Below are 23,247 nucleotides of genomic sequence, written 5' to 3'. Positions count from 1 at the left end.
ACGACCGCTGTGACGCTCTGTGGAGCAAGGCCAGTCGACCTCAATACACCTTAACCCGAGGCGGTTTTTAGCCAACTTTGCCCACCGATCCACTCTCCACCGGTTACCCACGGACACCAGGAATCCCGGCAGGACAATGCTGGACATCCCCTCACGAGTGCGTGTACATGTGGAGACACTGCTAGCGGCGCAGAATGACATGGGGGTTTGCGATGCTTTTGAGCAATACGCACCGGTCGGAAAGCCGGACGCCATGAACGCCCCTCACCCTCCGAAAGTGGCCGGAATCGATTCAACGGTTCCCGCACCCGCACACACTGTCGCGCCCGCGCCTGCCGCCCCGGGCACCTCTCCGGTCCCCACGCCGAACGCACCCGGCGCCCTGCTCCAGGACCGTCTCGCCGGCTGGGTCTCCGACCTGACCACCCTGCACGAACTCACCGAACGCCTCGCCCGCACGGACACCCTGTCCGCAGCCCTCCAGGAGTTCCTGCAGGCCGGAGCCGCCCTGGTGGGAGCCCGGCGCGGACTGGTCGTCCTCGAACCGGGCGACGGCCTCGGCCCCGACACCACCATCGGCCTCGGACTCGCCCGCGCCGACCTCGGGCACATCGAGACCGTGCCGCGCAGCGCGATGTCGTACGGCCGCATTCTCGACGGGCTGCCGGGCGCCGACGGCGAGATCGCCCAGCCCGACCTGCTCGCCGAGGACGGCCTCGACCCGCGCCACCGCGAGGTGGCCGCCCGCCTCGGTTACGCGGCCTGCTACGCGCTCCCCCTGTCCACCGACGACGCCGGCCGCCTCGGTGCCGCGGTGTGGCTCTACGACGAGCCCGCCGAACCGTCCGAGCGCCAGCGGCACCTCGTCGGCCTGTACGTCCGCTACGCCACCGAGCACCTGGCCCGGCTCCTCGAGGTCGAGCGCACCCGCGCCTGCATGGCGACGATGGCCGAGGAGCTGCTGCCGTCCCGGCTCCCCCGGGTCGCCGGCGTCAGGCTCGCCGCCCGGCACCGCACCGGTCCGCGCGGCGGCGGCGACTGGTACGACGCGCTGCCGCTGCCGGACGCGGCGCTGGGCCTCGCGGTCGGTTCGGTGACCGGCAGCGGCCCGAGCGCGATCGCCGCGATGGGGCGCCTCAGAGCCTCCCTCAGGGCGTACGCCGTGATGGAGGGCGAGGACCCGGTCGCGGTCCTGTCCGACCTGGAGCTGCTGCTCCGGCTGACCGAGCCGGCCCGCTCCGCCACCGCTCTGTTCGCCTACTGCGAGCCCGCGCTGCGCAAGATCACGCTGGCCGGTGCCGGCCACTGTCCGCCGCTGCTGATCGGCGAGCGGCGCACCGAGTTCGTGGAGACGTCCGTGTCCGCGCCGCTCGGGATGCTCGCCTGCTGGGAGGCGCCGAGCGTGGAGCTGAGCGCCGAGCCCGGAGAGACGGTTCTGCTGTACACCGACGGGTTGCTGCACCGCACCGGCGACCCCACCGACCGTGCCTTCGCCCGTCTGCACGCGGCGGCCGCCGGGGTGCCGAAGGCGCTGCGCGGTGACCCCGGCGCGGTCGCCGACCACGTGCTGCGGACCGTGCTGCCCGAGGGCCTGGACGAGGCGGACTCCGAGGAGGACGTCGTGTTGCTCGCCGCACACTTCGAGTAGCACGGTGTAGCACGGTGTAGCAGGGTGTAACAGGCCCAAGGCCCCTGGGCCCCCTTCCGTACGACCGTACGATGGAGGGGGTCCAGTGCCGTTTCGTAGGAGGATGACCGTGGCCGAAGAGCTCACCCCGGCGACCCCGGAAGATGAGTCCGAAGAGCCGATCAAGAAGCGGAAGAACGGCCTGTACCCGGGCGTCTCCGACGAGCTGGCCGAGAGCATGAAGTCCGGCTGGGCCGACACCGAGCTGCACGACCTGGAGCCGATCGCGCAGGCCGCCGAGACCGCGGGCCGCCGTGCCGCGCTGTCGGCGCGCTTCCCCGGTGAGCGGCTGGTGATCCCGGCGGGCAACCTGAAGACCCGCTCCAACGACACCGAGTACCCCTTCCGGGCCTCCGTCGAGTACGCGTACCTCACGGGCAACCAGACCGAGGACGGCGTGCTCGTCCTGGAGCCCGTCTCCGGCGGCCACACCGCCACGCTGTACCTGCTGCCGCGTTCCGACCGCGAGAACGGTGAGTTCTGGCTGTCGGGGCAGGGTGAGCTGTGGGTCGGTCGGCGGCACTCGCTGACCGAGGCCGAGACGCTGTACGGCGTCCCCGTCTCCGACGTGCGGGAGATCGCCGACAAGCTGCGCGAGGCCACCGGCCCGGTGCGGGTCGTACGGGGCTACGACGCCGGCGTCGAGGCCGCGCTCACCGACAAGGTCACCGCCGAGCGGGACGAGGAGCTGCGGGTCTTCCTGTCCGAGGCGCGGCTGGTCAAGGACGAGTTCGAGATCGGGGAGCTCCAGAAGGCCGTCGACTCGACGGTGCGGGGCTTCGAGGACGTGGTGAAGGTCCTCGACAAGGCCGAGGCCACCTCCGAGCGCTACATCGAGGGCACCTTCTTCCTCCGCGCGCGTGTCGAGGGCAACGACGTCGGCTACGGCACGATCGCCGCGGCGGGCCCGCACGCGTGCACGCTGCACTGGGTGCGCAACGACGGGCCGGTGCGCTCCGGTGACCTCCTGCTCCTCGACGCGGGCGTCGAGACGCACACCTACTACACCGCCGACGTGACGCGGACGCTGCCGGTCAACGGCCGCTTCAGCGAGATCCAGAAGAAGATCTACGACGCCGTGTACGACGCCCAGGAGGCCGGGATCGCGGCCGTGCAGCCGGGTGCCAAGTACCGGGACTTCCATGACGCGTCGCAGCGCGTGCTCGCCGAGCGGATCGTGGAGTGGGGCCTGGTCGAGGGGCCGGTGGAGCGGGTGCTGGAGCTGGGGCTCCAGCGGCGCTGGACGCTGCACGGGACCGGGCACATGCTGGGCATGGACGTCCACGACTGCGCTGCCGCGCGGGTCGAGTCGTATGTGGACGGCGTCCTCGAGGCGGGGATGGTGCTGACCGTCGAGCCCGGTCTGTACTTCCAGGCCGATGATCTGACCGTGCCCGAGGAGTACCGGGGCATCGGGGTGCGGATCGAGGACGACATCCTGGTGACGGACAGCGGGAATCGGAACCTGTCGGACGGCCTTCCTCGGCGGTCCGACGAGGTCGAGGCCTGGATGGCTCAGCTCAAGGGTTGAGTTTCGGCTGCGGGTGAGTCGTGGCTGGTCGCGCAGTTCCCCGCGCCCCTAGGGAGTCGCAGTGGACCTGCATCTGGAAGCCGACCCCGTTGACGGGCGTCGTGCCGGGCTCGAGAGGGCCCTGCGCGACGCCGTTCGCGGAGGGCGACTCGCTCCTGGCGCCCGGCTTCCCGCCACTCGGCGGCTCGCCGAGGAGCTGGGGGTTTCGCGGGGGACCGTGAAGGCGGCCTACGACCAGTTGATCGCCGAGGGGTATCTGACCGCTCGGCAGGGATCAGGGACGGTCGTCGCCCCTCTGCCCGCCGCTGAGGCCCAACCGTCCAAGAGCGGTACACACGCGCGTGCGCCGCTCTTCGATCTGCGGCCCGGCAGTCCGGACGTCGGCGCCTTCCCCGCCGCCGCCTGGCTCAAGGCCCTGCGGCGGGCCGTCGCCACCGCTCCCGTCTCCGCGTACGACTACGGCGATCCCCTGGGCCGTATCGAGCTGCGCGTCGCGCTCGCGGAGTATCTCGGGCGGGCCCGTGGAGTCGTCGCCTCTCCCGAGCAGATCGTCGTCACCTCCGGGGCCGTGCAGGGGCTCGCGCTGCTCACGCGGGTTCTGGAGGGCGGGGACATCGCCATGGAGGACCCCGGCCTGCCCTTCCACCGGGAGGTCGTACGGCGCGGTGGCGGACGGGTGGTGCCGGTGCCGGTCGACGAGCGGGGCGTCGAGGTCGACGCTCTCGGGGACCCCGCGGCCGTCGTCGTCACTCCCGCCCACCAGTACCCGACCGCCGTGACCCTGCACCCCGCGCGGCGGCGGGCGCTGACCGACTGGGCACGCGCGCGTGAGGCGCTGGTCGTCGAGGACGACTACGACGGGGAGTTCCGCTACGACCGCCAGCCCGTCGGGGCGCTCCAGGGGATGGCGCCGGGCCGGGTCGTCTACCTGGGGACGGCGTCCAAGACGCTCGGACCCGCGCTCCGGCTCGGCTGGATGGTGCTGCCACCGCACCTCGTCGCACCCGTCGCCGACGCCAAGCTGCACAGCGACCACAGCACCGAGACCATCGGGCAGCTGGCGCTCGCCGAGCTGATCCGCAGTCACGCCTACGACCGTCACGTGCGCGCGTGCCGGCTCGGATACCGGCGACGCAGGGACCGGCTCGTGGAGCGGCTGGGGGCGCGATGGCGTGTCCAGGGGATCGCGGCCGGGCTGCACGCCCTGGTGGAGGTCGAGGACGAGGCGGCGGTGCTGGCGCGGGCCGCGGCCGCGGGGCTCGCGGTGGGGTCCCTGCGGGAGCACTGGCACGCGGCGGGGACTCGCGAGGGGCTCGTCGTGGGATACGGGACTCCTCGGGAGGGGGCGTATCCCGAGGCGCTGGACGTCCTGGTCCGGGTCCTGGAATTGGGCCACTCCCAGCGGCCTCCATTGGGTCTGTCGAGCGGTCCACCGCACTTCTAGTGTCGGTTCCATGACGAACTCACTCGTCCCGCCCGCGGGGCCGCAACGCGTCCTGGCGCTCGCCCAGTTGAGCAACTCCGTCGGGGACGGCGCCTATTACGTGACGTCGGCGCTCTACTTCACCCACGTCGTCGGTCTCGACCCCGCGCGCGTGGGGCTCGGGCTCACCGTCGGCTGGGCGGTCGGGTCGGTGGTGGGGGTGCCGCTCGGCCGGCTCGCGGACCGGCGCGGGGCGCGTGGCACGGCGGTGCTGCTGGCGCTGGCGACGGGGCTGGCGGTGGCGTCCTTCCTGGTGGTGCGGGACTTCGTGCCGTTCGTGCTGGCGGCCTGTGCCTACGCCTCCGCGCAGTCGGGGCTCGCCGCGGCCCGGCAGGCGCTGCTCGCGGGGCTGGTGTCCGCCGGGGAGCGGACCGGGCTGCTGGCCCACCTCCAGGCGACGCTGAACGCCGGGCTGGCCGTGGGCGCGGGGCTGGGCGGGCTGGCGCTGCACGCCGGGACACGGGCGGCGTATCTCGGCGTGTTCGCGGTGGACGCGGTGAGCTTCGTGGGGTGTGCGCTGCTGTTGCTGCGACTGCCGTCGGTGGCGCCCCGCGTGCCCGAGGCGAAACGTCACGGCCCGGGTGTGCTGCGCGACCGGCCGTACGCCGTGATCACCCTGCTGAACACCGTCCTGCTGCTGCGGATGCCCCTGCTGAGCCTGGGGATTCCGCTGTGGATCGCCGAGCGGACCGCGGCGCCGACCTGGCTGGTCTCCGCGCTGTTCGTGCTCAACACCGGGGCCGTGATGGTGTTCCAGGTGCGGATGGCCCGCGGGGTGACCGGGCTCGCGTCGGCCACCCGCGCGGTGCGGCGGTCGGGGTGGGTCATGCTGGCCGCGTGCGCGGTGTTCGCGCTGTCGGCGGGGGCCTCGCCGTGGGTGGCCGTGGGTGCGCTGGTCGTCGGTGCGGTACTTCAGGTAGTGGCCGAGATGGGGCAGTCGGCCGGGTCCTGGCAGCTCTCCTTCGACCTGGCTCCGGCCGAGCGGGTCGGCGAGTACCAGGGGTTCTTCGGGACCGGGGTGACCGTGGCGCGGACGCTCGGGCCGCTGGTCCTCACGACGCTGCTGGTGGAGTGGGGCACGCCCGGGTGGCTGCTGCTGGGAGCGGTGACGCTGGGGGCGTCGTACGCGATGGGGCCGGCGACCCGTCGGGCCGCCGGCCGGGTGGAGACGGACGTCAGGCGGCCCGCGCTCGTGAACTGACCGACGACGCAAGGGCGTCCACGAACAGGGCCCCCGCCAGCAGCCCGGCGCTGCCGCGGGGGCTCCACGCGCGTGCGTGCAGGTCGGCGTCGAGGGCGAGCAGGGCCTCGCGGCCCGCGTCGGTCGCGGTGCCGCCCGCCTCCAGGACGCCCCGGGCACCCGCCTGGACGTGCCGCAGACCCAAGGGGCCCGCCGTGTAGAGGAGTTCGGTGTCCTGCAGGGTGGACATCACGGTGAGCAGGGCGTCCAGGCGGGCCTCCACCTCGGCGGCGCCCGCCGTGCGGGACTCGGCCAGCGCGGCCAACGCCCGCCGTACGTGCGGGAATCCGGCTCGCGCCTCGCCCCGGGCGCCCGCCGCGCCGTACTTCGCGGACACCGAGGAGCCCCGGGAGGGCCGGCGCGGGACCCGCCTGTCGCGGTGCGCGGCGATCTTCTTGGCGGTCGCGGTCACGTCCTCGGACCGCGCCGCCGGGTCCAGCGCGGCCGCGGCGACGAGCAGGCCGAGGGCCCACAGGGCACCGCGGTGGCCGCCACCCGCCAGGCCCACCGAGTGCTCGGTGCACCGGCCGATCGCGCCCAGCTCCGCACGCAGCTGGGGACTGGGCTCGCCGGTACGGCGGGCCGCCGCGGCCATCGCCGCGAGGCCGGGCGCGAGCGCCTTGGCCGACCAGCGCAGGGAGCAGTGGTCCTTGCGCGTGGCACGGGCCCCGAGGTCGCGCGGGTCGGGCAGGCCCGGCTTGGGGGCCAGGGCCAGTTGACCGGTCAGCGCGTCCACGGCGGCCAGAGCCAGTGCCTCGTCCTCGGGGCTGCTCATGGCCGTACCCTACGAGGCCGCGGAGGCCGAGGGAGCGGCACTTTCGGACGGAGCGTCGCTCGGCGGTGCGCCCGTCGGGGCGCCGCTCGGGGGCGTGCCTCCCGCGCCGCCACCGCCGCTGCCCGCGCCCGTGTTCTCCGCGTCGGGGTCTATCGCCAGAGTCAGGGAGCCCTTGTAGCCCTTGGACGGGTCGGCCTTGTGCACGGCCTTGAGGGTGAGCAGGCCGCTGGAGGCCCCGCCGCCGTCGTAGACCATGTCGTTGTCGAGGGTGGTGTAGCTGCCGGAGTGCCGGGAGTAGGGCTCCAGCGCGAAGATCTCCTCGGCGATCGTGTCGTCGAAGAACAGCTGGCCGGTGTGGTTGACCTTGCCGCCCTCGTAGGTGCCGTCCTCCTTCTCGCCGCCGGTGTGCACCTTCACGTGGATGTGACACGTGCGCGGGGTGTACCAGCCAGGAAAGATCGTCTCGAACTTCACGACCCCATTGGCGTTCGCGATCTGGTAGCCCCGCAGGTAGGTGCTGTCGTTCGCGGTGGAGCCGTCCTCGCTCTCCGCGGGCGCCGAGCCGCCGGGGTTGGCGGTGGTGTAGCCGGAGTAGTAGCCCCAGGCGTCGCAGTGCCAGATCTCCACGGCCGCGCCCTTGACCGGGGTGCAGCCGTCGGTGGCGTCCACGACGGTCAGCCGCAGGGTGAGCGGGACCCCGCTCTTGCCCTCGGTGATGTCCTTCCTGACCAGGGCGCCGTCGAGGTAGTAGGGACCTTCGGTGACGCTCGACATGAGCGTCATGCACGCACCGGTACTGGTCGCCGAGGCGGTGGCCGTCGCCTCGGTGGTGGTGTCGGCGAACGCCGACTGGTACCCGGTGACGGCGAGCCCGCCCGCCGCGACCGTCCCGCCGGTCACCACGAGGGCGCGGCGCCGGGTGATGTTCGTGTTCCTGTGGTTTCCCGTCATGAGCAGGAACGTAGGAAGGGTGTCCAGCAGTAAGTTGGGAGCAGGCTGTGCGGGGGCTGAGAGCTTGATCGGCCCCCTTTGTCCCCGCTGTGTGATTGCATGTCAACCCACGATCCGTCGTCCGGGGTCATTCACACTCACGAGCATTTCACCATGCAGGGTGCTCGAGATGCGTTTAGCATCCGCTCCGGTATTCCGACTCCTGTCCATCGCCCGTCAACGGGCGCACGGAAGATCGAGGTTCGTCCATGGATACGCCCACCAACGATCCGGCCGAAGAGTCGAAGAAGCAGCCCAGCACAGGTGAACGGGTCCCGCTGGTACGGCTCGCAGCCCGGTTGGACCACATCAGGTCCGGCACTCTCACGCGGGTCGTGTCGCACGACACTCCGGACCGCGGACCCTCGCGGATCTCGGTGGCGGCCTTCCAGTCGGCCGTCTGACCAGGCCTTCTTCACGATGAATCGCGCTGCGAGCTGATGGCACCGCCGCCGCACCCCCTGAGCCAGTTCGTGCTGAAGATGCACAGCCGCTGCGATCTCGCATGCGATCACTGCTATGTCTACGAGCACGCCGACCAGAGCTGGCGAGACCGCCCCGCAGTGGTCTCGGACGAAGTGCTGGAGCTCACCGCCAAGCGCATCGCCGAACACGCCCGCACCCACCGGCTCGACACCGTTCACGTCGTCCTGCACGGCGGGGAGCCCCTCCTCGCCGGCCGGGACAAGCTCCGCCTGGCGGCGCAGAACCTGTCCACCGCCCTGTCCGGTCTCTGCGCCCTCGACCTGCGCATCCACACCAACGGCGTCACCCTCGACGAGGAGTTCTGCGAGCTGTTCGCGGAGTTCGACATCAAGGTCGGCGTCTCGCTCGACGGCCACCGCGCCGCCAATGACCTGCACCGCCGCTACCGCAACGGCCGCAGCAGCCACCCCCAGGTCCTGCGTGCGATCGACCTGCTCAACAGCCCTCGTCACCGGCACCTCTTCGCCGGACTCCTGTGCACGGTCGACCTGCGCAACGACCCGGTCACCGTGTACGACGCCCTCGCCGAACTCGCCCCGCCCCGCATCGACTTCCTGCTCCCCCACGCCACCTGGGACGAGCCCCCGCTCCGCCCCGCCTCCGGCACCTCGGCCACCCCCTACGGCGACTGGCTGCTGCGCGTCCACGACCGCTGGACCGCCGCCGGCCGGCCCATGGGCGTCCGGGTCCTGGACTCCGTGCTGCGCACCCTGCGCGGTGCGAGCAGCCTCACCGAGTCCCTCGGGCTGGACCCGGTGGAACTCGCGGTCATCGAGACCGACGGCGCGATCGAACAGGCCGACTCGCTGAAGACCGCCTACGACGGAGCGCCCGGCACCGGTATGAACGTGACGGCCAACTCCCTGGACGAGATGGCCGTTCACCCCGGCATCAGGGCCCGCCAGCAGGGCCTGGACGGGCTGTGCGAGACCTGCCGCAGCTGTCCGGTCGTCCGCTCGTGCGGGGGCGGACTGTACGCGCACCGCTACAACTCGGCCGACGGCACCGGTGGGTTCATGAACCCGTCGGTCTACTGCGCCGACCTCGCACACCTCATCACCGGGATCCGCGACCGGGAGGACCAGAGGACGCCGATGCCCCAACTCGCCCTGGACGACGGCCACCTCGACGAGATCGCCGCCGGCTGCGGCGGTAGCGACGCGGTGCGACAGCTGGCCCGGCACGAACTCAGCGTGAACCGCGAACTCCTCGCCGCCGTCTGGCGCGAGAGCACGCACGACGAGACCGGTACGGCGGCCTGGGAGACCCTCGCGGTCCTCGACACCGACGCTCCCGAGTCGGTGGACGCGGTCCTGGCCCACCCCTATCTGCGCCCCTGGGCACAGCGCGCCCTGCGCGGCGACGCGAAAGCCGGGCGGATCGCGATGCGGGGCGTGGCGGAACTCGCCGCGGCCGCGCTGCTGAGGTCCGGGCGGGCGGGAGGCGTGACCGTACCGACCCACGCCGGGGTGTTGCGGCTGCCCACCCTGGGCGCACTTGTCGTGGGCGAGGCGACGGAGGCGAGGGTCACCCAGGCCAGCGGCGAGAGCTTCACCGTGCGGGTCGAAGAGCGCGAGCACACCGTGGGCCTCAAGTCCGCCGCGGATCCGGCCTGGTGGGCCCGGCACCGGTTCGACCTGCCGGGCTGGGCCGTCGCCCTGGAGGACACCGACCCCTGGCGGGACGCCCACGGATACCCCGTGCGGACACGGCTGTCCGCGGCGGCGGCCGAGAGGTGGCAGCAGGATCTCGCCGCCGCGTGGCAGTGGATCCGGCGTGAACTGCCCGCGTACGCGCCCGGACTGGCCGCAGGCCTGAGCGTCGTCACTCCGCTGCGGGAGTCCTCCACGGGCGCGGACATCAGCTCGGCGGCCCGGGACGCCTTCGGCGCGGTCGGCATCGCCCGGCCGGAGACGCCTCAGACCCTGGCGTGTCTGCTGGTCCACGAGTTCCAGCACGTCAAGCTCGGCGCCCTACTCGACCTCATGGACCTCTACGACCCCACCTGCGAGCAGTTGTTCTACGCCCCCTGGCGTCCGGATCCGCGCCCGCTGGAAGGGCTGTTGCAGGGGACGTACGCGCACATCGCCGTCGTCGACTACTGGCGCGCCCGCATGCGGACGGCGGACGGCACCGGGGCGCGCGAGGCCGAAGTCCGGTTCGCCCGGTGGCGCGAGCAGACCGCGGAAGCGGTGGACACCCTGCTCGCCTCCGGCGCCCTGACCCGGCCGGGCGAACGCTTCGTGAGAGCCATGGGCGAAACAGTCACGGCCCGGCTGAGCGACCCGGTGAGCGCGGACGCGCTGACCGAGGCCCGCGAAACGGCGGCCGACCACAAGCAGCGCACGGCCGCACAGGGCTCCTGAAGTCCCCCTCGTACGGGCGGTCCAGCAGCCGACTTCGCCACATCGCTCCTCCGAGACCGCCGGCGGTTCCTACACTGGAGTTCCGTCAGGCGGATTGTCGGGGGGATTCGTGCGAGCGGACGCGGCGGACCCCAGCAGCGGGCGACCGCACTTCTTCCTCAGTCACGCGCGCACACCGCGCCCCGCATCCGAGTCCGCCGACCCCGACGCGTCACCGGTGGGCGCTCGGGTCCGTTTTCTGGCCGTCCTCCCGGCGTTATGGACTCCCGCCGAACACGCCCAGCTTCCGCGGATGGCCAGGGACCTCCCGTTCCCACACGCGGACTTCGGGGAGGAGTACGCGGCGCAGGGCGAGTCCCTGGCCATGAACTACCGGGTCACCGTCAGCGACTTCGAGACCGGGGCGGACCGCATCCTCACGATGGGGCCGCTCACCACCCCCGCCCTGCTGCTCGACCGGTGGGCCCTGGATTCGAGCCACCGGTCGCGCGGCGGCGCCATACGCACCCTCGATACCTTCCAGCTCGAACTCCGGAAGGTCGTACGACAGGCGGTCCACCACTTCGAGGCCCGTGCGAGAACCTGTCCGCCGAAGGGGCCACCCCTCGATCCCCCCACGGCTGCCCAGGCCGGGACACGGCGTCTGAGCGCGACATCGGCACGCCTGCGCGTGCGGCACGAGGGATGAACAGGGCCGACACGGCGGAGGACCGCATGACCGAGAACCGCAGAGGTTCAGTGATCACCTTCTACTCGTACACGGGCGGGACCGGCCGGACCATGGCGCTCGCCAACGTGGCCTGGATCCTGGCCGCCAACGGCTATCGCGTGCTCGCCGTCGACTGGGACCTCGAAGCCCCGGGCCTGCACAGGTTCTTCCACCCGTTCCTGAAGCCCTCCTTACTGCGGGCCACTCCGGGCCTGGTCAACCTGATAGACGACTACCGCCGCGAGGCACTGCGTGACCTGCCCGACCGCGAACCGGACTGGCACCGCCGCTACGCCCGGGTGCGCCCCCACGCCATCTCCCTGGAGTGGAACTTCCCGGAGCCCGGCAGCCTGGACTTCCTGTCGGCGGGCATGCGCCACCGCGACTACCCGATCGTCGGCAACATGGACTGGGACAGCTTCTACAGCAGCTACGGCGGCGGTCAGTTCTTCGACGCGATGCGCTCGGACATGGAGCGGTACTACGACTTCACCCTGATCGACAGCCGTACCGGCCACAGCGACCTCGCCGACATCTGCACCGTGCAGATGCCCAGCACCCTGGTGGTCTGCTACACACTCAGCGACCAGAGCATCGAGGGCGCCGCCGCGGTCGCCCAGGACATCGAGGAGCGCTACGGCGACCAAGGGATCCGCATCCTGCCGGTCGCCATGCGCATCGACGACGGCGAGAAGGACAAGGTCGACGCCGGACGCGCACTGGCCCGTGAGCGCTTCGACGGCCTGCCCAGCGGCATGGACCCCGAGGAACTCACCGCCTACTGGGGGTCGGTGGAGATTCCCTACCGCCCCTACTACGCCTACGAGGAGATCCTCGCCCCCTTCGGTGACCCGCCCAAGGTCGCCAGTTCCATGCTGACCGCCTGCGAGCGGCTGGCCTCCGTCGTCACCGCGGGCCGGGTGACCTCCCTGCCGCCCCTCAACGAGGTCAAGCGCAACCAGTACGTCTCGGCCTACACCCGCCGCCGCCCCCTGCCGCCGTCGAAACTGCTGCTCCAGTACGTCTCCGAGGACCGCATGTGGGTGGACTGGCTGGAGGCGGTGCTGCGCGAGGCACGCTTCGAGGTGGCCTCCCAGGACGTGCGGTCGATGACGACCCCGGAGCTCGGCGCGGAGGCGCTGGCCGGCGGCTCACAGCGGGTGCTCGCCGTGGTCTCCCCCGCCTTCCTCGGTTCCCGGACGGCCCAGGCCGCCTGGGGGGCCACGGTGCACTCGGGCGGCCCGCACCAGCACCAGCCGGTCGCCCTGCGGGTCGGGGACGTGCAGCAGACTCCGTACGCGAACCGGGGCAGCACCATCGATCTGGCCCGGCTGGACGAGGAGACGGCGGCGACCACGCTGCTCACCGGTCTGGGCCGGCCCAGCTCGCCGCAGCCGGCCGCCCGCCCGCACGGCGCGCGCTTTCCCCACAGCAGCACGAGCGTGTCCAACGTCCAGCCCCGGTATCCGTTCTTCACCGGCCGTTCCTCGATCCTGGAACAGGTGCGCCGCCAGTTCGTCACCGGCTCGTCCGGGGAGCGGCTGCCCCAGGTGCTGCACGGGCTCGGCGGGGTCGGCAAGACCCAGCTTGCACGCGAGTACGCCCACCGCTTCCAACCCGACTACGACCTGGTGTGGTGGGTGGACGCCGAACAGCCCGACCTGGTCGCGCCCAAACTCGCCGACCTCGGCCGACGGCTCGCCCCGGGCATCGGCGACGACGTGTCCGAGGCCGCCGTGGCCGCGCTCCAGGCACTGCGGGCCGGCAATCCGTACAGGCGCTGGCTGCTGGTCTTCGACAACGTCGAGGACCTCGACGACGTGCTGAACCGCTTCAGCGACCAGACCGGCCCGATCCCCGACGACGTCTACGGCCACCTCCTGGTCACCACCCGCACCAAGCCGGCCTCGGCCCAGGTCCGCACGGTGGAGGTCGAGGTCTTCACCCGGGAGGAGAGCGTCGAGCACCTCACCGGACGGGTGCCGGGACTGGGCGAGGAGGACGCGGCCCTGGTGGCCGACGCGGTCGGCGACCTGCCCCTGGCGATCGAGGTCGCGGCGGCCTGGCTGGCCACGACGGCCACGCCCGTGGGGGAGTACATCGAGCAGCTGCGTGAGCAGAGCACCCAGGTGCTGTCGGTCCGGGCCGCCGTCAACGCCGTGGAGTACCCGTCCGCCGTTGGCGCCAGCTGGAACATCTCCGTCACCCGGCTGCGTCACGAGTCACCCGCGGCGGCCCGGCTGCTCGAACTGTGCAGCTTCCTGTCCGCCGAGCCGATCTCGATGGCCCTCGTCGGCAGCGACGCGATGATCAGGGCGCTGCTGCCCTACGACAAGGACCTGCGCGAGAGGTACATGCTCGGCAAGGTCATCCAGGCGCTGAACAGGTTCGCGCTGGCCAAGGTGGACGCCACCGACAACTCCATCCAGGTGCACCGGCTGGTGCAGGCCGCGGTGCGCGACAGCATGGACCCGCAGGTGGCCGAGGACACCGTCCACGAGGTGCACCGCATCCTCGCCGCCATACGGCCCTCCGAGGACGCGGTGGACGACCCCGCCAGGTGGCCCGAGTTCGAGGTGATCTGGCCGCACCTCGTCCCCTCCGACATCCGCGCGTGCGCGGAGGAGGAGCCCCGGCAGCTGATGGTGGACCGCATGCGCTACCTGTGGAAGCGCGGCGAACTGCATCTCGCCCGCACCCTGGGTTCCCAGCTCGACGAGTTCTGGAGCACCGAGTTCCCGGACTCCAACGACGAGCAGATACTCAACCTCCGCTTCGAGCTGGCCAACATCCTGCGCTCCCAGGGTGAGTACCAGGCGGCCCGGGAGATGGACGAGGACACCCTGGCCCGGCAGCGCAGGCTCCTCGGCGAGGGCCACCCGTCCCTGCTCATCACCTCCGGCAACGTGGCCGCCGACCTGCGGGCGCTCGGCCGCTTCAACGAGGCGCTGGAGCTGGACCAGCGCAACTACAACGGATTCCGCGAGATCTTCGGCGAGGACCACTCGCGGACCTTGCGGTCGGCCAACAACCTCGCCATCGACCACCGCCTCACGGGGGACAGCGAGGCCGCCCGGCGGCTCGACGAGGACACCGTGCGCCGCCGTACCGCGCTGGTCGGCCCGCTGCACCCCTACACCCTCACGACCCGCAGCCACTACGCCCGCGACCTGCGGGAACTCGGCGAGTACGACGAGTCGGTGGAGATCCTGCGTCAGGTACGCGAGCTCTTCGGCCAGGTGCTCAACCCGTACGTGCCGGAGGTGCTGCGGGTCGACAAGAGCCTCGCCGTGTCCCTGCGCAAGGCCGGCCGGTCCGCGCAGGCGCTGCAGCTGAGCGAGCAGACCTGGGAAACCCACACTCGCTACCGCGACCGGTACGGCCGCTCCATTCCCGAGGAACTGGCCTGCCAGCTCAACCTCGCCGCCGACTACCTCGCCACCGATCCCGAGCAGGGTGCTCTGCGGGCCGTACGGCAGGTCGAGGAGGTGCTGGAGGGATACCGGAACTCCTTCGGCCCCGACCACCCGTTCACGATGTTCTGCATCAACAACCTGGCGACCTACCACCGGGCCCTCGGCGATGCGCCGAAGGCCGCGGAACTGGCCGAGCAGGCCCACACCGCCCTCGCGGCGGCCCTCGGCGGCGACCACCCGGCCACCCTGAGCGCGGGAACCAGCCTGGCCAACGCGCTGGCCGACCTCGGTCGCCTCGAAGAGGCCGAGCACGGGGAGCGGCTGGCTCTGACCGGGCTGCGCAACCGGCTCGGGCCCACCCATCCCGACGTCCTCAGCAGCATGGTCAACCTGGCGATCACCCTCCGCGAGCTGGGCCGGGACAAGGAGGCCACCCGCCTCCACCAGGAAGTGGAGGCCGATCTCATCCAGCGGCTGGGCGAGACCCATCCGCTCAGCGAGGCAGCGACCGCCTGGCAGCGGATCGACCAGGATCTGGAGCCGGAGCAGGTGTGATCCGGGGTGGTGCGGGGCGGTGCGGTGCGGGTCCCGCACTGTGGTGGGCCGGTGCTGGCGGGCGCGCCGGTCATGACCGGTGCTGGCGGGCGCGGCCGTCGTGACCGGTGCTGGCGGCGCGGCCGTCGTGGACAGTGCTGGCGGGCGCGGCCGTCGTGGACGGGTGTCGATGCACGGCCGTCGTGAACCGGTGTTCACGCCGCAGCCGGCATGACCGGTGCCGGCGGGCGCGGCCGTCTTGAACCGGTGTTCATGCCGCGGCTGTCATGACCGGTGCCGGCGGGCGCGGGCGTCGTCACCCGTCCAGTCGGGCCGCCCAGCCGATGATGCGGGTCATCACGCGCAGTGCCCCGAAGTGGGCCGCGCCGCGTTCGACCTCGACGCGGGCCCCGGGGATGTTGCGGCCGAGCCAGCGGGTGTGTTCCACCGGGGCGAAGATGTCCTCCTCCCCGTGCCAGAGAAAGACAGGGGCGTCGATGCCCGAGAGCTCGAAGCCCCAGCCAGTACTGAATGCCATGACGTCGTCCACCCAGCCGTCGGCGGAACTGCGCAGGCCCTCGGCGAAGTTGCGCTCCAGCATGGCCTGGATGCCGGCGTCCGCGAAGATCCGGCGGTCCGACTCGGGCAGCCCGCTGCGCATCTCGGCGACGGAGGCCGCCGGATCGGCGCGGATCGTCAGCGAGCGTCTTCCCAGCGTGGCGGTGAGCCGGTGCCGCCCAGCGGCCGCGTTGACGTAGGCATGGACATTGGCCTCGGTCATGCCGTCGAACCAGTCGAGGTCGGCGGCGTCCTGAGGGGCGAGCCCGACCAGGGCGCCGACCCGGGCGGTGCGCTCGGGGAGCAGTGCCGCGCAGGCGAGCGCGTGCGGGGCGCCGCCTGAGCGGCCCACCACTCCGAACCGACCGATCCCAAGGGCGTCGGCGATCAGGCGCACGTCCTCGGCCGCCGCGCCCACCGTACGGCCGAGGCTGCGGTCCGAACCGCCGTATCCCGGCCGGTCGAAGGTGATCAGCCGGATCCCCATGCGGTAGAGCACCGACGGCCGCGGGGCGGGGCCGAGTCGGCTGCCCGGAGTGCCGTGCAGCAGGAAGACCGGGCGGCCCTTGGGATCGCCCCGCTCCTCGACCGACAGCCGCCGCCCGTCCCTCGCGCATACAGTCCACGCCATCGGCAGTCCCCCGCGGCCGGCGTTCCCGTGGCTTGACGTCGGATCACACCGCCATCAGCGGAGCGCCCTCCCGCCACTTGAGGATCTTGTCGAAGCTCACCACCGCGCCGCGGCCCGGGTTGTTGCCGATCTGGACGTGGTCGGCGAGTTCCTGGATGAGACCGAGGCCGCGGCCGCTCTCCGCCTCCACGGGGGTGGGGCGGGGCCGCACCGGCGGGAAGCCCGGGCCGGAGTCGGTGACTTCGATACGGCACTTCTCGCCGTCGAGATAGGCGGTGACCCGGTAGGCCGCCGTGGAGTCCCGCCGCCCGCTCTCCCCGCCGTGCTCCACCGCGTTGGCGCAGGCCTCGCTGAGGGCGAGGGAGAGGTCGTAGGAGACATCCGGGTCGACGCCCGCGGTCTCCATGGTGCCGAGCAGCAGACGCCGGGCGAGCGGAACGCTCGCAGCCTCGCGCCGCAAATGGAGTGACCACCAGATGCTCATGCTCCAGCCTCCTGGCTGCGGCTCGACATACCGTTACGTATTGCCGCGCGCGCCCCGGTGTAAGCACATTGTTGACGTGATGCCGCCCATATGGGCGATGCATCGGGCGCGACGAACGGTGTATGTGGGGCAGCCCGCACCAGAAGTGACCTTCCGGTCGTACACCCCGTACGTCATCTTGTGGACCTGCCGTATGGCGCTCATGAGCCCAGTGCGATGATGAGCCCGCCATGACTGCCCCCCACGCGCGCTCCGGAGGAGATCTCCGGGTTCTGCGGGCCGCGGTGTTCGCCGCGGTCTGCGTCGTGCTGGCCGCGGCCGGTCACGCGATAGCCTCCTGCGCCACGGTTCCGCTGTGGACGCTCGGCGCGGGGTTCGTCGGGGTCGTTCTCGTCGTGGCACCTCTCGCCGGGCGCGCGCGCTCGCTGCCGGGGATCGCGACGCTGCTCGCGGTCGGACAGACCGTGCTGCATGTGCTCTTCGGACTCGGACAGCACGGCACGACGGCGATGTCGGCGTCCATGTCGTCGATGTCGTCCATGTCAGCCATGTCGTCCACTCAGTCGGTGTCCGACACCGCGCTGGTCCAGCAGGCCGCCCGGCTGCTGTGCGGGACCACCGCCGCGGCGATCAGCCCGGCGCAGGCGCAGAAGCTCCTCACCGACGCCCGGCTCTATCCCGGTACGGGCACCACCGCGGTGACCCACTCCCCGGACGCCATGAGCGGCACCTCCGTCTGGCCGTCCCTGCCGATGATCCTGGGGCACGTCCTCGCGGCCGTCGCCGCCGGGTGGCTGCTGCGGCACGGGGACCTGGCGCTGCTGAGGCTCGCCGAACTGTCCACGTGCTCGGCGCATTCGGTCGCCGAAGGAGCGCTCGTACGGTCCCTGCGCGGAGCGCTCGCGCTGGTACGTGCCCTGCGTGCAGGACTGCCGGGGGCGCCTGAAGCCGGGCCGCGCGCCCCGCTGACGGCGTCGCTCGCACCGCCCCGACCACGTACGGCGGCACTCCAGCACACCGTGATCCGGCGCGGCCCGCCGGCCGTCGCCGAACTCGTTCTCACCGCCTGACGCGACGCGACCACGACTCCACTTCCTGAAGGACCTGGATGAGGGCCGCCGTCGTGCGGCACGCGCGTGTGCGCACGCGCATCACTCTTCACAGGTATCCCTTTCGAAGCGGAGTGCTCTTCATGAAGGCTTCTCGTCTCGCCGCCACCGGCGCCGTCGCCGCCACCGCCGTCGTCGTTCTCTCCTCGCCCGCGTTCGCGCACGTCAGCGTGGCCGCCGAGGGCACCGCCGCCAAGGGCGGTTACGCGGTCGTGGACTTCAAGGTTCCCAACGAGCGCGACAACGCCTCCACCACCAAGCTCGAGGTCAACCTCCCGGCCGACCACCCGCTGGCCTCCGTCATGCCGGAGCCGATGCCGGGCTGGAAGATCGAGGTCACCAAGTCCAAGCTCGCCAAGCCGCTCACGATGCACGGCGAGCAGATCACCGAGGCCGTCTCCAAGGTCACCTGGACCGCCACCGGCAAGGACGGCGGCATCCGGCCCGGCTACTTCGAGAAGTTCCCGGTCTCCGTCGGCGCCCTGCCCGAGGACGCCGACGAACTGGTCTTCAAGGCGATCCAGACGTACTCCAACAAGGAGGTCGTGCGCTGGATCGAGGTCCAGGAGGACGGCGCGGAGGAGCCCGAGACGCCGGCCCCCGTGCTCGCCCTGTCCGCGGCCTCCGAGGACGGGCACCACGGCTCGACGGCCGCCGAGGAAGCGGACGCCAAGACCGAGAACGCCGCCGCGAGCACCGGGCCCGCCGACGGGGACAGCAGTGACACCACCGCCCGCGTCCTCGGCGTGGTCGGCATCGTCGTCGGCGCGCTGGGCGTGGCCTACGGCGTGCTCGCCGGCCGCCGGCGCAGCGACGCCTGACCTTCTCGCGGGACGCGCGCCGGGGTCGTACGACCCCGGCGCACACCGAAAAACTTACATCTGGGACATTTTGATATGCGCAAGAAGATGTTCGCCGCGGCCGCGCTGGTCGCCGCGGCCACCCTGACCCTCTCCGCATGCGGCAGCGGTGACGACAGCGGCTCGCCCGTCTCCGTGGTCTCGGAGGAGGCCGGCTCGGACAAGGCGGCCACCGTCCTCGACCAGCCGTTCGAGAAGCCGGACCTGGTCCTCACCGACACCAAGGGCGGGAAGTACGACCTCCGCAAGGAAACGAAGGGCAGGCCGACGCTGATCTACTTCGGCTACACCCACTGCCCCGACATCTGCCCCCTGACGATGAACAACATCGCCGTCGCGAAGAAGCAGCTGCCCAGGTCCGAGCAGGACAAGCTGACCGTCGTCTTCGTCACCACCGACCCGGCCCGCGACACCCCCGCCGAACTCGGCAAGTGGCTCAAGGGCATCGACACCCAGTTCGTGGGCCTGACCGGCGACTTCGCCACCATCCAGGCGAGCGCCCGCACCCTCGGCATCTCCATCGAGCCGACCCACAAGGACAAGAAGACCGGCAAGACCGTCTCGGTGCACGGCACCCAGGTCGTCGCCTTCTCCCCGAAGACCGACCAGGGATACGTCCTCTACGGCGAGGACGCCACCGTCGACGACTACACCAAGGACCTGCCCAAGCTCATCAAGGGGCAGAACCCGTGAAACGTGCGTCCACCGGGCTCGCCGTCCTGACCGGGGCGGTCCTGCTGCTGGCCGGCTGTTCGGATTCCGGCGACTCCTCGGGAGGCCTCACCGTCTCCGGCGCCTACATCCCGCAGCCCGTCTCCGCCGACATGGCCGCCGGGTACCTGACCATCTCCAACCCGGGCTCGTCGAAGGACGAGCTGACCTCGGCCACCAGCGACGACGGCGAGGTCACCATGCACGAGACCAACGGCGGCGCGATGGAGCAGGTCTCCCGCCTGCCCGTCCCGGCCCACGGTCAACTCGTGTTCAAAAGCGGTGCCAACCACCTGATGTTCGACAAGCTGAAGCAGACTCCGAAGCAGGGGCAGACGGTCACCGTCGAACTGCACTTCGCCAAGTCCGACCCCGTCGTCGTGAAGATGCCGGTGAAGTCGGCGACCTACGTCCCCAAGACCGGACACTGAGGGAGGGACCACCTTGACGCAGACCATCACCCCCCGCGTCCGGACCCTGGTACTGCTGCTCCTGGCCGCGTGCGGCCTGCTGCTGACCACGGCCGGGCCGGCCTCCGCGCACGCCGCGCTCACCGGCAGCGACCCCCAGCAGGGGGTGGTGGTCGACAAGGCGCCCGACCAGGTCTCGCTGACCTTCTCCGAGAAGGTCGCCCTGTCGAACGACTCATTGCGCGTCCTCGACCCCAAGGGCAAGGCCGTCCAGCAGGGCAAGCCGTCCGAGGTCAGCGGGACGACATACGCCGTGAAACTCCACAGCGGGCTGCCCGACGGCACCTACACCGTCACCTACCAGGTCGTCTCCGCCGACAGCCATCCCGTCGCCGGTGCCTTCACCTTCTCCATCGGCGCCCCCTCGACCACCTCGGTCTCCGTCTCCGGGGAGACCGCGGGCGGCGGGGTCGTGGGCTGGCTGTACGGCTTCGGGCGGTACATGTCGTACGCCGGCTTCATCGTGCTGGTCGGCGGCGCCGCCTTCGTCCTCGGCTGCTGGCAGCGCGGCGCCGGAGTACGGCCCATGCAGCGGCTCGTCGTCGGCGGCTGGCTCACCCTCACCGCGGCCACCCTGCTGCTGCTTCTCCTGCGCGGCTCCTACACGGGCTCCGGGAAGGTCGGGGACATCTTCGACCTGGACCTGCTCGGGAACGTCCTCCAGACCAAGGCGGGCGCGGCCCTCGTCTCCCGGCTGCTGCTGCTCGCGGCGGCGGCCCTGTTCATCTCCGTGCTCTTCGGGGCGTACGACAAGCGCGAGGACGAGGAGAAGCGGGACCTCACCTTCGGGCTCGCGATCGGCGGGACCGTCGTCGCGGCCGGGCTCGCGGCGAGCTGGGCGATGGCCGAGCACGCCTCGGTCGGCCTCCAGGCGGGCATCGCGATGCCCGTCGACGTCGTCCACCTGCTGGCCGTCGCCACCTGGCTCGGCGGGCTGACCGCGCTGCTCGTCGCGCTGTACCGCTCCGAGGCGCCGATCGAGTCGGCCGCCGTACGGCGGTTCTCCCAGGTCGCCTTCGGCAGCGTCGTCGCGCTGGTCGCGACCGGCGTGTACCAGTCCTGGCGGCAGCTCGGCTCCTGGTCGGCGTTCACCGAGACCCGGTACGGGCAACTGCTGCTGGTCAAGATCGGGCTGGTGGCGCTGCTGGTCGGCATCGCGTTCATCTCACGCCGGTGGACGGCCCAGCTGGCCGACACCGTCGTACGGCAGAACAAGCGGGCACCGCAGAAGGAGCGGGTCGCTGCGAGTGCGTCCGGCTCCGGCAAGTCCAAGGGCGGCGACTCCAAGCGGGCCGCTCAGCTCGCCCGGCAGCAGGCCGCCATGGACACCGCGCGGCAGAAGCGGACACGGGACGCCGATCCGAACCGGTTCGGGCTGCGGCGCTCGGTGCTCGCCGAGGCGGGGGTCGCGGTCGTCCTCCTGGCGGTCACGACCGTGCTGACGCAGACCGAGCCCGGCCGTACGGAGCAGGACGCCAAGGCGGCCAAGGCGGCCTCCTCCTCTTCCTCCTCGTCCTCGACCGCCGGGTCCGGGGCGGTGACCCTCGACATGTCCTTCGACACCGGCGGCACGGACGGCAAGGGCGTCGTCACGGTCGACTTCGACCCCGCGCGCGTGGGCGGCAACGAGATGCACGTCTACGTCCAGCGGACCAACGGCCGGGCCTTCGACATCCCCGAGGTGAAGGTCGCCCTCACCCTGGAGGCCAAGAAGATCGGGCCGCTCGCCGTCACCCCCGACCGCATCGCCACGGGCCACTGGTCGGCGAGCAACGTGCAGATCCCCATGGCGGGCGACTGGAAGGTCGCCGTGACCGTGCGGACCTCCGACATCGACCAGACGACCGTCTCCAAGAACGCGCAGATCGGCTGAACCGCACCATGGCTGAACAGTCCCTTCCCGTCGTCGCCGAAGGCGCCGCCACGGAAGAGAGGCCCGCTTCGGGGCAGGGCATCTCACGTCGTGCCCTGCTCGGCACCGTCGGCGCCACCGGGCTCGTCCTCGGCGCGGCCGGCGGGGCCGTGGGGTATGCCGCCGCACCCGCCGCGGCGACTCCGCTGACCTCGGTCGGCAGCGACGAAGTGATGTTTCACGGGAAACATCAGCCCGGCATCACCGAGGGCCTCCAGGCCCGCGGCCATCTCGTCGCCTTCGACCTTGCGGCCGGCGCCGGCCGCAAGGAGGCCGCCGCGCTGCTGCGCCGCTGGTCGGAAACGGCTCGGCGGCTGATGGCCGGCGAGGCCACCGGGTCCCACGACACGGATGTCGCCCGGGACGCCGGACCCTCCTCACTGACGCTGACCTTCGGCTTCGGACACAGCTTCTTCTCCCGCACCGGGCTGGAGAAGCAGCGTCCCGTCGCCCTCGACCCGCTGCCCGACTTCTCCTCCGACCAGCTCGACAAGGCCCGCAGCAACGGCGACCTGTGGGTGCAGATCGGCGCCGACGACGCCCTGGTCGCCTTCCACGCCCTGCGCGCGGTCCAGAAGGACGCGGGCAGCGCGGCGAAGGTCCGCTGGCAGATGAACGGCTTCAACCGCACCCCGGGCGCCACGGCCCACCCCATGACGGCCCGCAACCTCATGGGCCAGCTGGACGGCACGCGCAATCCGAAGCCGGACGAGTCCGACTTCGACCAGCGCGTCTTCGTCCCGGAATCCGGCACGCCCGCGTGGATGGCGAACGGCTCCTATGCGGTCGTACGACGGATTCGGATGCTGCTGGACGACTGGGAGAAGTTGTCCCTGGGGACCCAGGAGGCCGTCATCGGGCGCCGGAAGGCGAACGGCGCGGCCCTCTCCGGGGGCACCGAGACGACCGCGATGGACCTGGAGAAGACCGACGCCAAGGGCGATCTGCTCGTCCCGGTCAACGCCCACGCCCGGATCACCCGGCCCGACCAGAACGGGGGCGCGGCCATCCTGCGCCGCCCGTTCTCGTACCACGACGGCATCGACGCGGACGGCACACCGGACGCGGGCCTGCTGTTCGTGTGCTGGCAGGCGGACCCACTGCGCGGCTTCGTCCCGCTCCAGCGCAAACTCGACCGAGGCGACGCGCTCTCCCAGTACATCCGGCACGAGTCGAGCGGTCTGTTCGCGGTGCCGGGCGGGGCGGCGGAGGGTGAGTACGTGGGGCAGCGGTTGCTGGAGGGGTGAGGGGGCGGGCGGTGTCTCTGTGGTGACCGGGGCGACCAGGGTGAACAG

The 23,247-nt window shown here is 71.7% G+C and carries 18 protein-coding genes; 14 read left to right on the top strand and 4 right to left on the bottom strand.

Going from position 1 to position 23,247, the window contains the following annotated elements; genetic code table 11:
• Positions 1 to 136: 136 nt before the first annotated feature.
• The 4 genes from D1369_RS20895 to D1369_RS20880 all read left to right on the top strand — a co-directional run bounded on the left by D1369_RS20895 (position 137) and on the right by D1369_RS20880 (position 5,902).
• Complete coding sequence (locus D1369_RS20895) at positions 137 to 1,648, top strand: PP2C family protein-serine/threonine phosphatase (protein WP_205574484.1); 1,512 nt, start codon at positions 137 to 139, stop codon at positions 1,646 to 1,648.
• Between the two features lie 103 nt (positions 1,649 to 1,751).
• Positions 1,752 to 3,218, top strand: a complete 1,467-nt coding sequence (locus tag D1369_RS20890; protein ID WP_007383194.1) for an aminopeptidase P family protein — start codon at positions 1,752 to 1,754, stop codon at positions 3,216 to 3,218.
• A gap of 61 nt (positions 3,219 to 3,279) precedes the next feature.
• Positions 3,280 to 4,662: a PLP-dependent aminotransferase family protein gene (locus tag D1369_RS20885; protein ID WP_118082561.1), complete on the top strand. Its 1,383-nt coding sequence runs from the start codon at positions 3,280 to 3,282 to the stop codon at positions 4,660 to 4,662.
• Positions 4,663 to 4,672: 10 nt separating this feature from the next.
• Positions 4,673 to 5,902: an MFS transporter gene (locus tag D1369_RS20880; RefSeq protein ID WP_037900728.1), complete on the top strand. Its 1,230-nt coding sequence runs from the start codon at positions 4,673 to 4,675 to the stop codon at positions 5,900 to 5,902.
• On the opposite strand, the gene D1369_RS20875 is transcribed toward D1369_RS20880, so the two are convergent.
• Together D1369_RS20875 and D1369_RS20870 are read right to left on the bottom strand one after the other, a co-directional pair.
• Positions 5,877 to 6,716, bottom strand: a complete 840-nt coding sequence (locus D1369_RS20875; protein WP_007383197.1) for a triphosphoribosyl-dephospho-CoA synthase — start codon at positions 6,714 to 6,716, stop codon at positions 5,877 to 5,879. The genes D1369_RS20880 and D1369_RS20875 overlap by 26 nt on opposite strands.
• Before the next feature lie 9 nt (positions 6,717 to 6,725).
• Positions 6,726 to 7,667, bottom strand: a complete 942-nt coding sequence (locus D1369_RS20870) for an intradiol ring-cleavage dioxygenase (RefSeq protein WP_007383198.1) — start codon at positions 7,665 to 7,667, stop codon at positions 6,726 to 6,728.
• Positions 7,668 to 7,915: 248 nt separating this feature from the next.
• Between D1369_RS20870 and D1369_RS20865 the strand changes: the two genes are divergently transcribed.
• From D1369_RS20865 to fxsT, 4 genes are all read left to right on the top strand, one after another.
• Positions 7,916 to 8,110, top strand: a complete 195-nt coding sequence (locus D1369_RS20865; RefSeq protein WP_007383199.1) for a hypothetical protein — start codon at positions 7,916 to 7,918, stop codon at positions 8,108 to 8,110.
• Positions 8,111 to 8,146: 36 nt separating this feature from the next.
• Positions 8,147 to 10,558: an FxsB family cyclophane-forming radical SAM/SPASM peptide maturase gene (locus D1369_RS20860; protein WP_037900730.1), complete on the top strand. Its 2,412-nt coding sequence runs from the start codon at positions 8,147 to 8,149 to the stop codon at positions 10,556 to 10,558.
• A gap of 292 nt (positions 10,559 to 10,850) precedes the next feature.
• Entirely contained in the window at positions 10,851 to 11,246 is a 396-nt protein-coding gene (locus tag D1369_RS20855) for a hypothetical protein (RefSeq protein WP_037900733.1), read from the top strand.
• A gap of 26 nt (positions 11,247 to 11,272) precedes the next feature.
• Positions 11,273 to 15,238, top strand: a complete 3,966-nt coding sequence (gene fxsT, locus D1369_RS20850) for an FxSxx-COOH system tetratricopeptide repeat protein (protein WP_007383202.1) — start codon at positions 11,273 to 11,275, stop codon at positions 15,236 to 15,238.
• A 295-nt stretch (positions 15,239 to 15,533) separates the two neighbouring features.
• Here the strand turns inward: fxsT and D1369_RS20845 are convergent, their stop codons facing one another.
• Positions 15,534 to 16,406 (bottom strand): alpha/beta fold hydrolase, encoded by an 873-nt coding sequence (locus D1369_RS20845; RefSeq protein ID WP_007383203.1) that lies wholly within the window; start codon positions 16,404 to 16,406, stop codon positions 15,534 to 15,536.
• 43 nt (positions 16,407 to 16,449) lie between these two features.
• Complete coding sequence (locus tag D1369_RS20840; RefSeq protein WP_007383204.1) at positions 16,450 to 16,890, bottom strand: ATP-binding protein; 441 nt, start codon at positions 16,888 to 16,890, stop codon at positions 16,450 to 16,452.
• 230 nt (positions 16,891 to 17,120) lie between these two features.
• Here D1369_RS20840 and D1369_RS20835 point away from each other — a divergent pair, with 230 nt between their 5' ends.
• The 6 genes from D1369_RS20835 (at position 17,121) to efeB (ending at position 23,199) form a co-directional block, all read left to right on the top strand.
• Positions 17,121 to 17,960, top strand: coding sequence for a hypothetical protein (locus D1369_RS20835; protein WP_007383205.1), 840 nt, complete (start codon positions 17,121 to 17,123; stop codon positions 17,958 to 17,960).
• 122 nt (positions 17,961 to 18,082) lie between these two features.
• A complete protein-coding gene (locus D1369_RS20830; protein WP_037903455.1) occupies positions 18,083 to 18,820 on the top strand; it encodes a YcnI family protein in 738 nt (245 codons plus the stop codon).
• Between the two features lie 75 nt (positions 18,821 to 18,895).
• Positions 18,896 to 19,552 carry an SCO family protein gene (locus D1369_RS20825; protein WP_007383207.1) on the top strand — a complete coding sequence of 219 codons (657 nt, stop codon included), beginning with the start codon at positions 18,896 to 18,898 and terminating at the stop codon, positions 19,550 to 19,552.
• Positions 19,549 to 20,001 (top strand): copper chaperone PCu(A)C, encoded by a 453-nt coding sequence (locus D1369_RS20820; RefSeq protein WP_007383208.1) that lies wholly within the window; start codon positions 19,549 to 19,551, stop codon positions 19,999 to 20,001. Before D1369_RS20825 ends, D1369_RS20820 begins: the two co-directional genes overlap by 4 nt.
• Positions 20,002 to 20,014: 13 nt before the next feature.
• Positions 20,015 to 21,913: a copper resistance protein CopC gene (locus D1369_RS20815; protein WP_007383209.1), complete on the top strand. Its 1,899-nt coding sequence runs from the start codon at positions 20,015 to 20,017 to the stop codon at positions 21,911 to 21,913.
• Between the two features lie 8 nt (positions 21,914 to 21,921).
• Entirely contained in the window at positions 21,922 to 23,199 is a 1,278-nt protein-coding gene (gene efeB / locus D1369_RS20810; protein WP_118082560.1) for an iron uptake transporter deferrochelatase/peroxidase subunit, read from the top strand.
• The last annotated feature ends 48 nt before the right edge of the window (positions 23,200 to 23,247 follow it).

Source organism: Streptomyces sp. CC0208 (assembly GCF_003443735.1).
Classification (GTDB): Bacteria; Actinomycetota; Actinomycetes; order Streptomycetales; family Streptomycetaceae; genus Streptomyces; species Streptomyces sviceus.
This window is presented reverse-complemented; position numbering and strand designations above follow the sequence as displayed.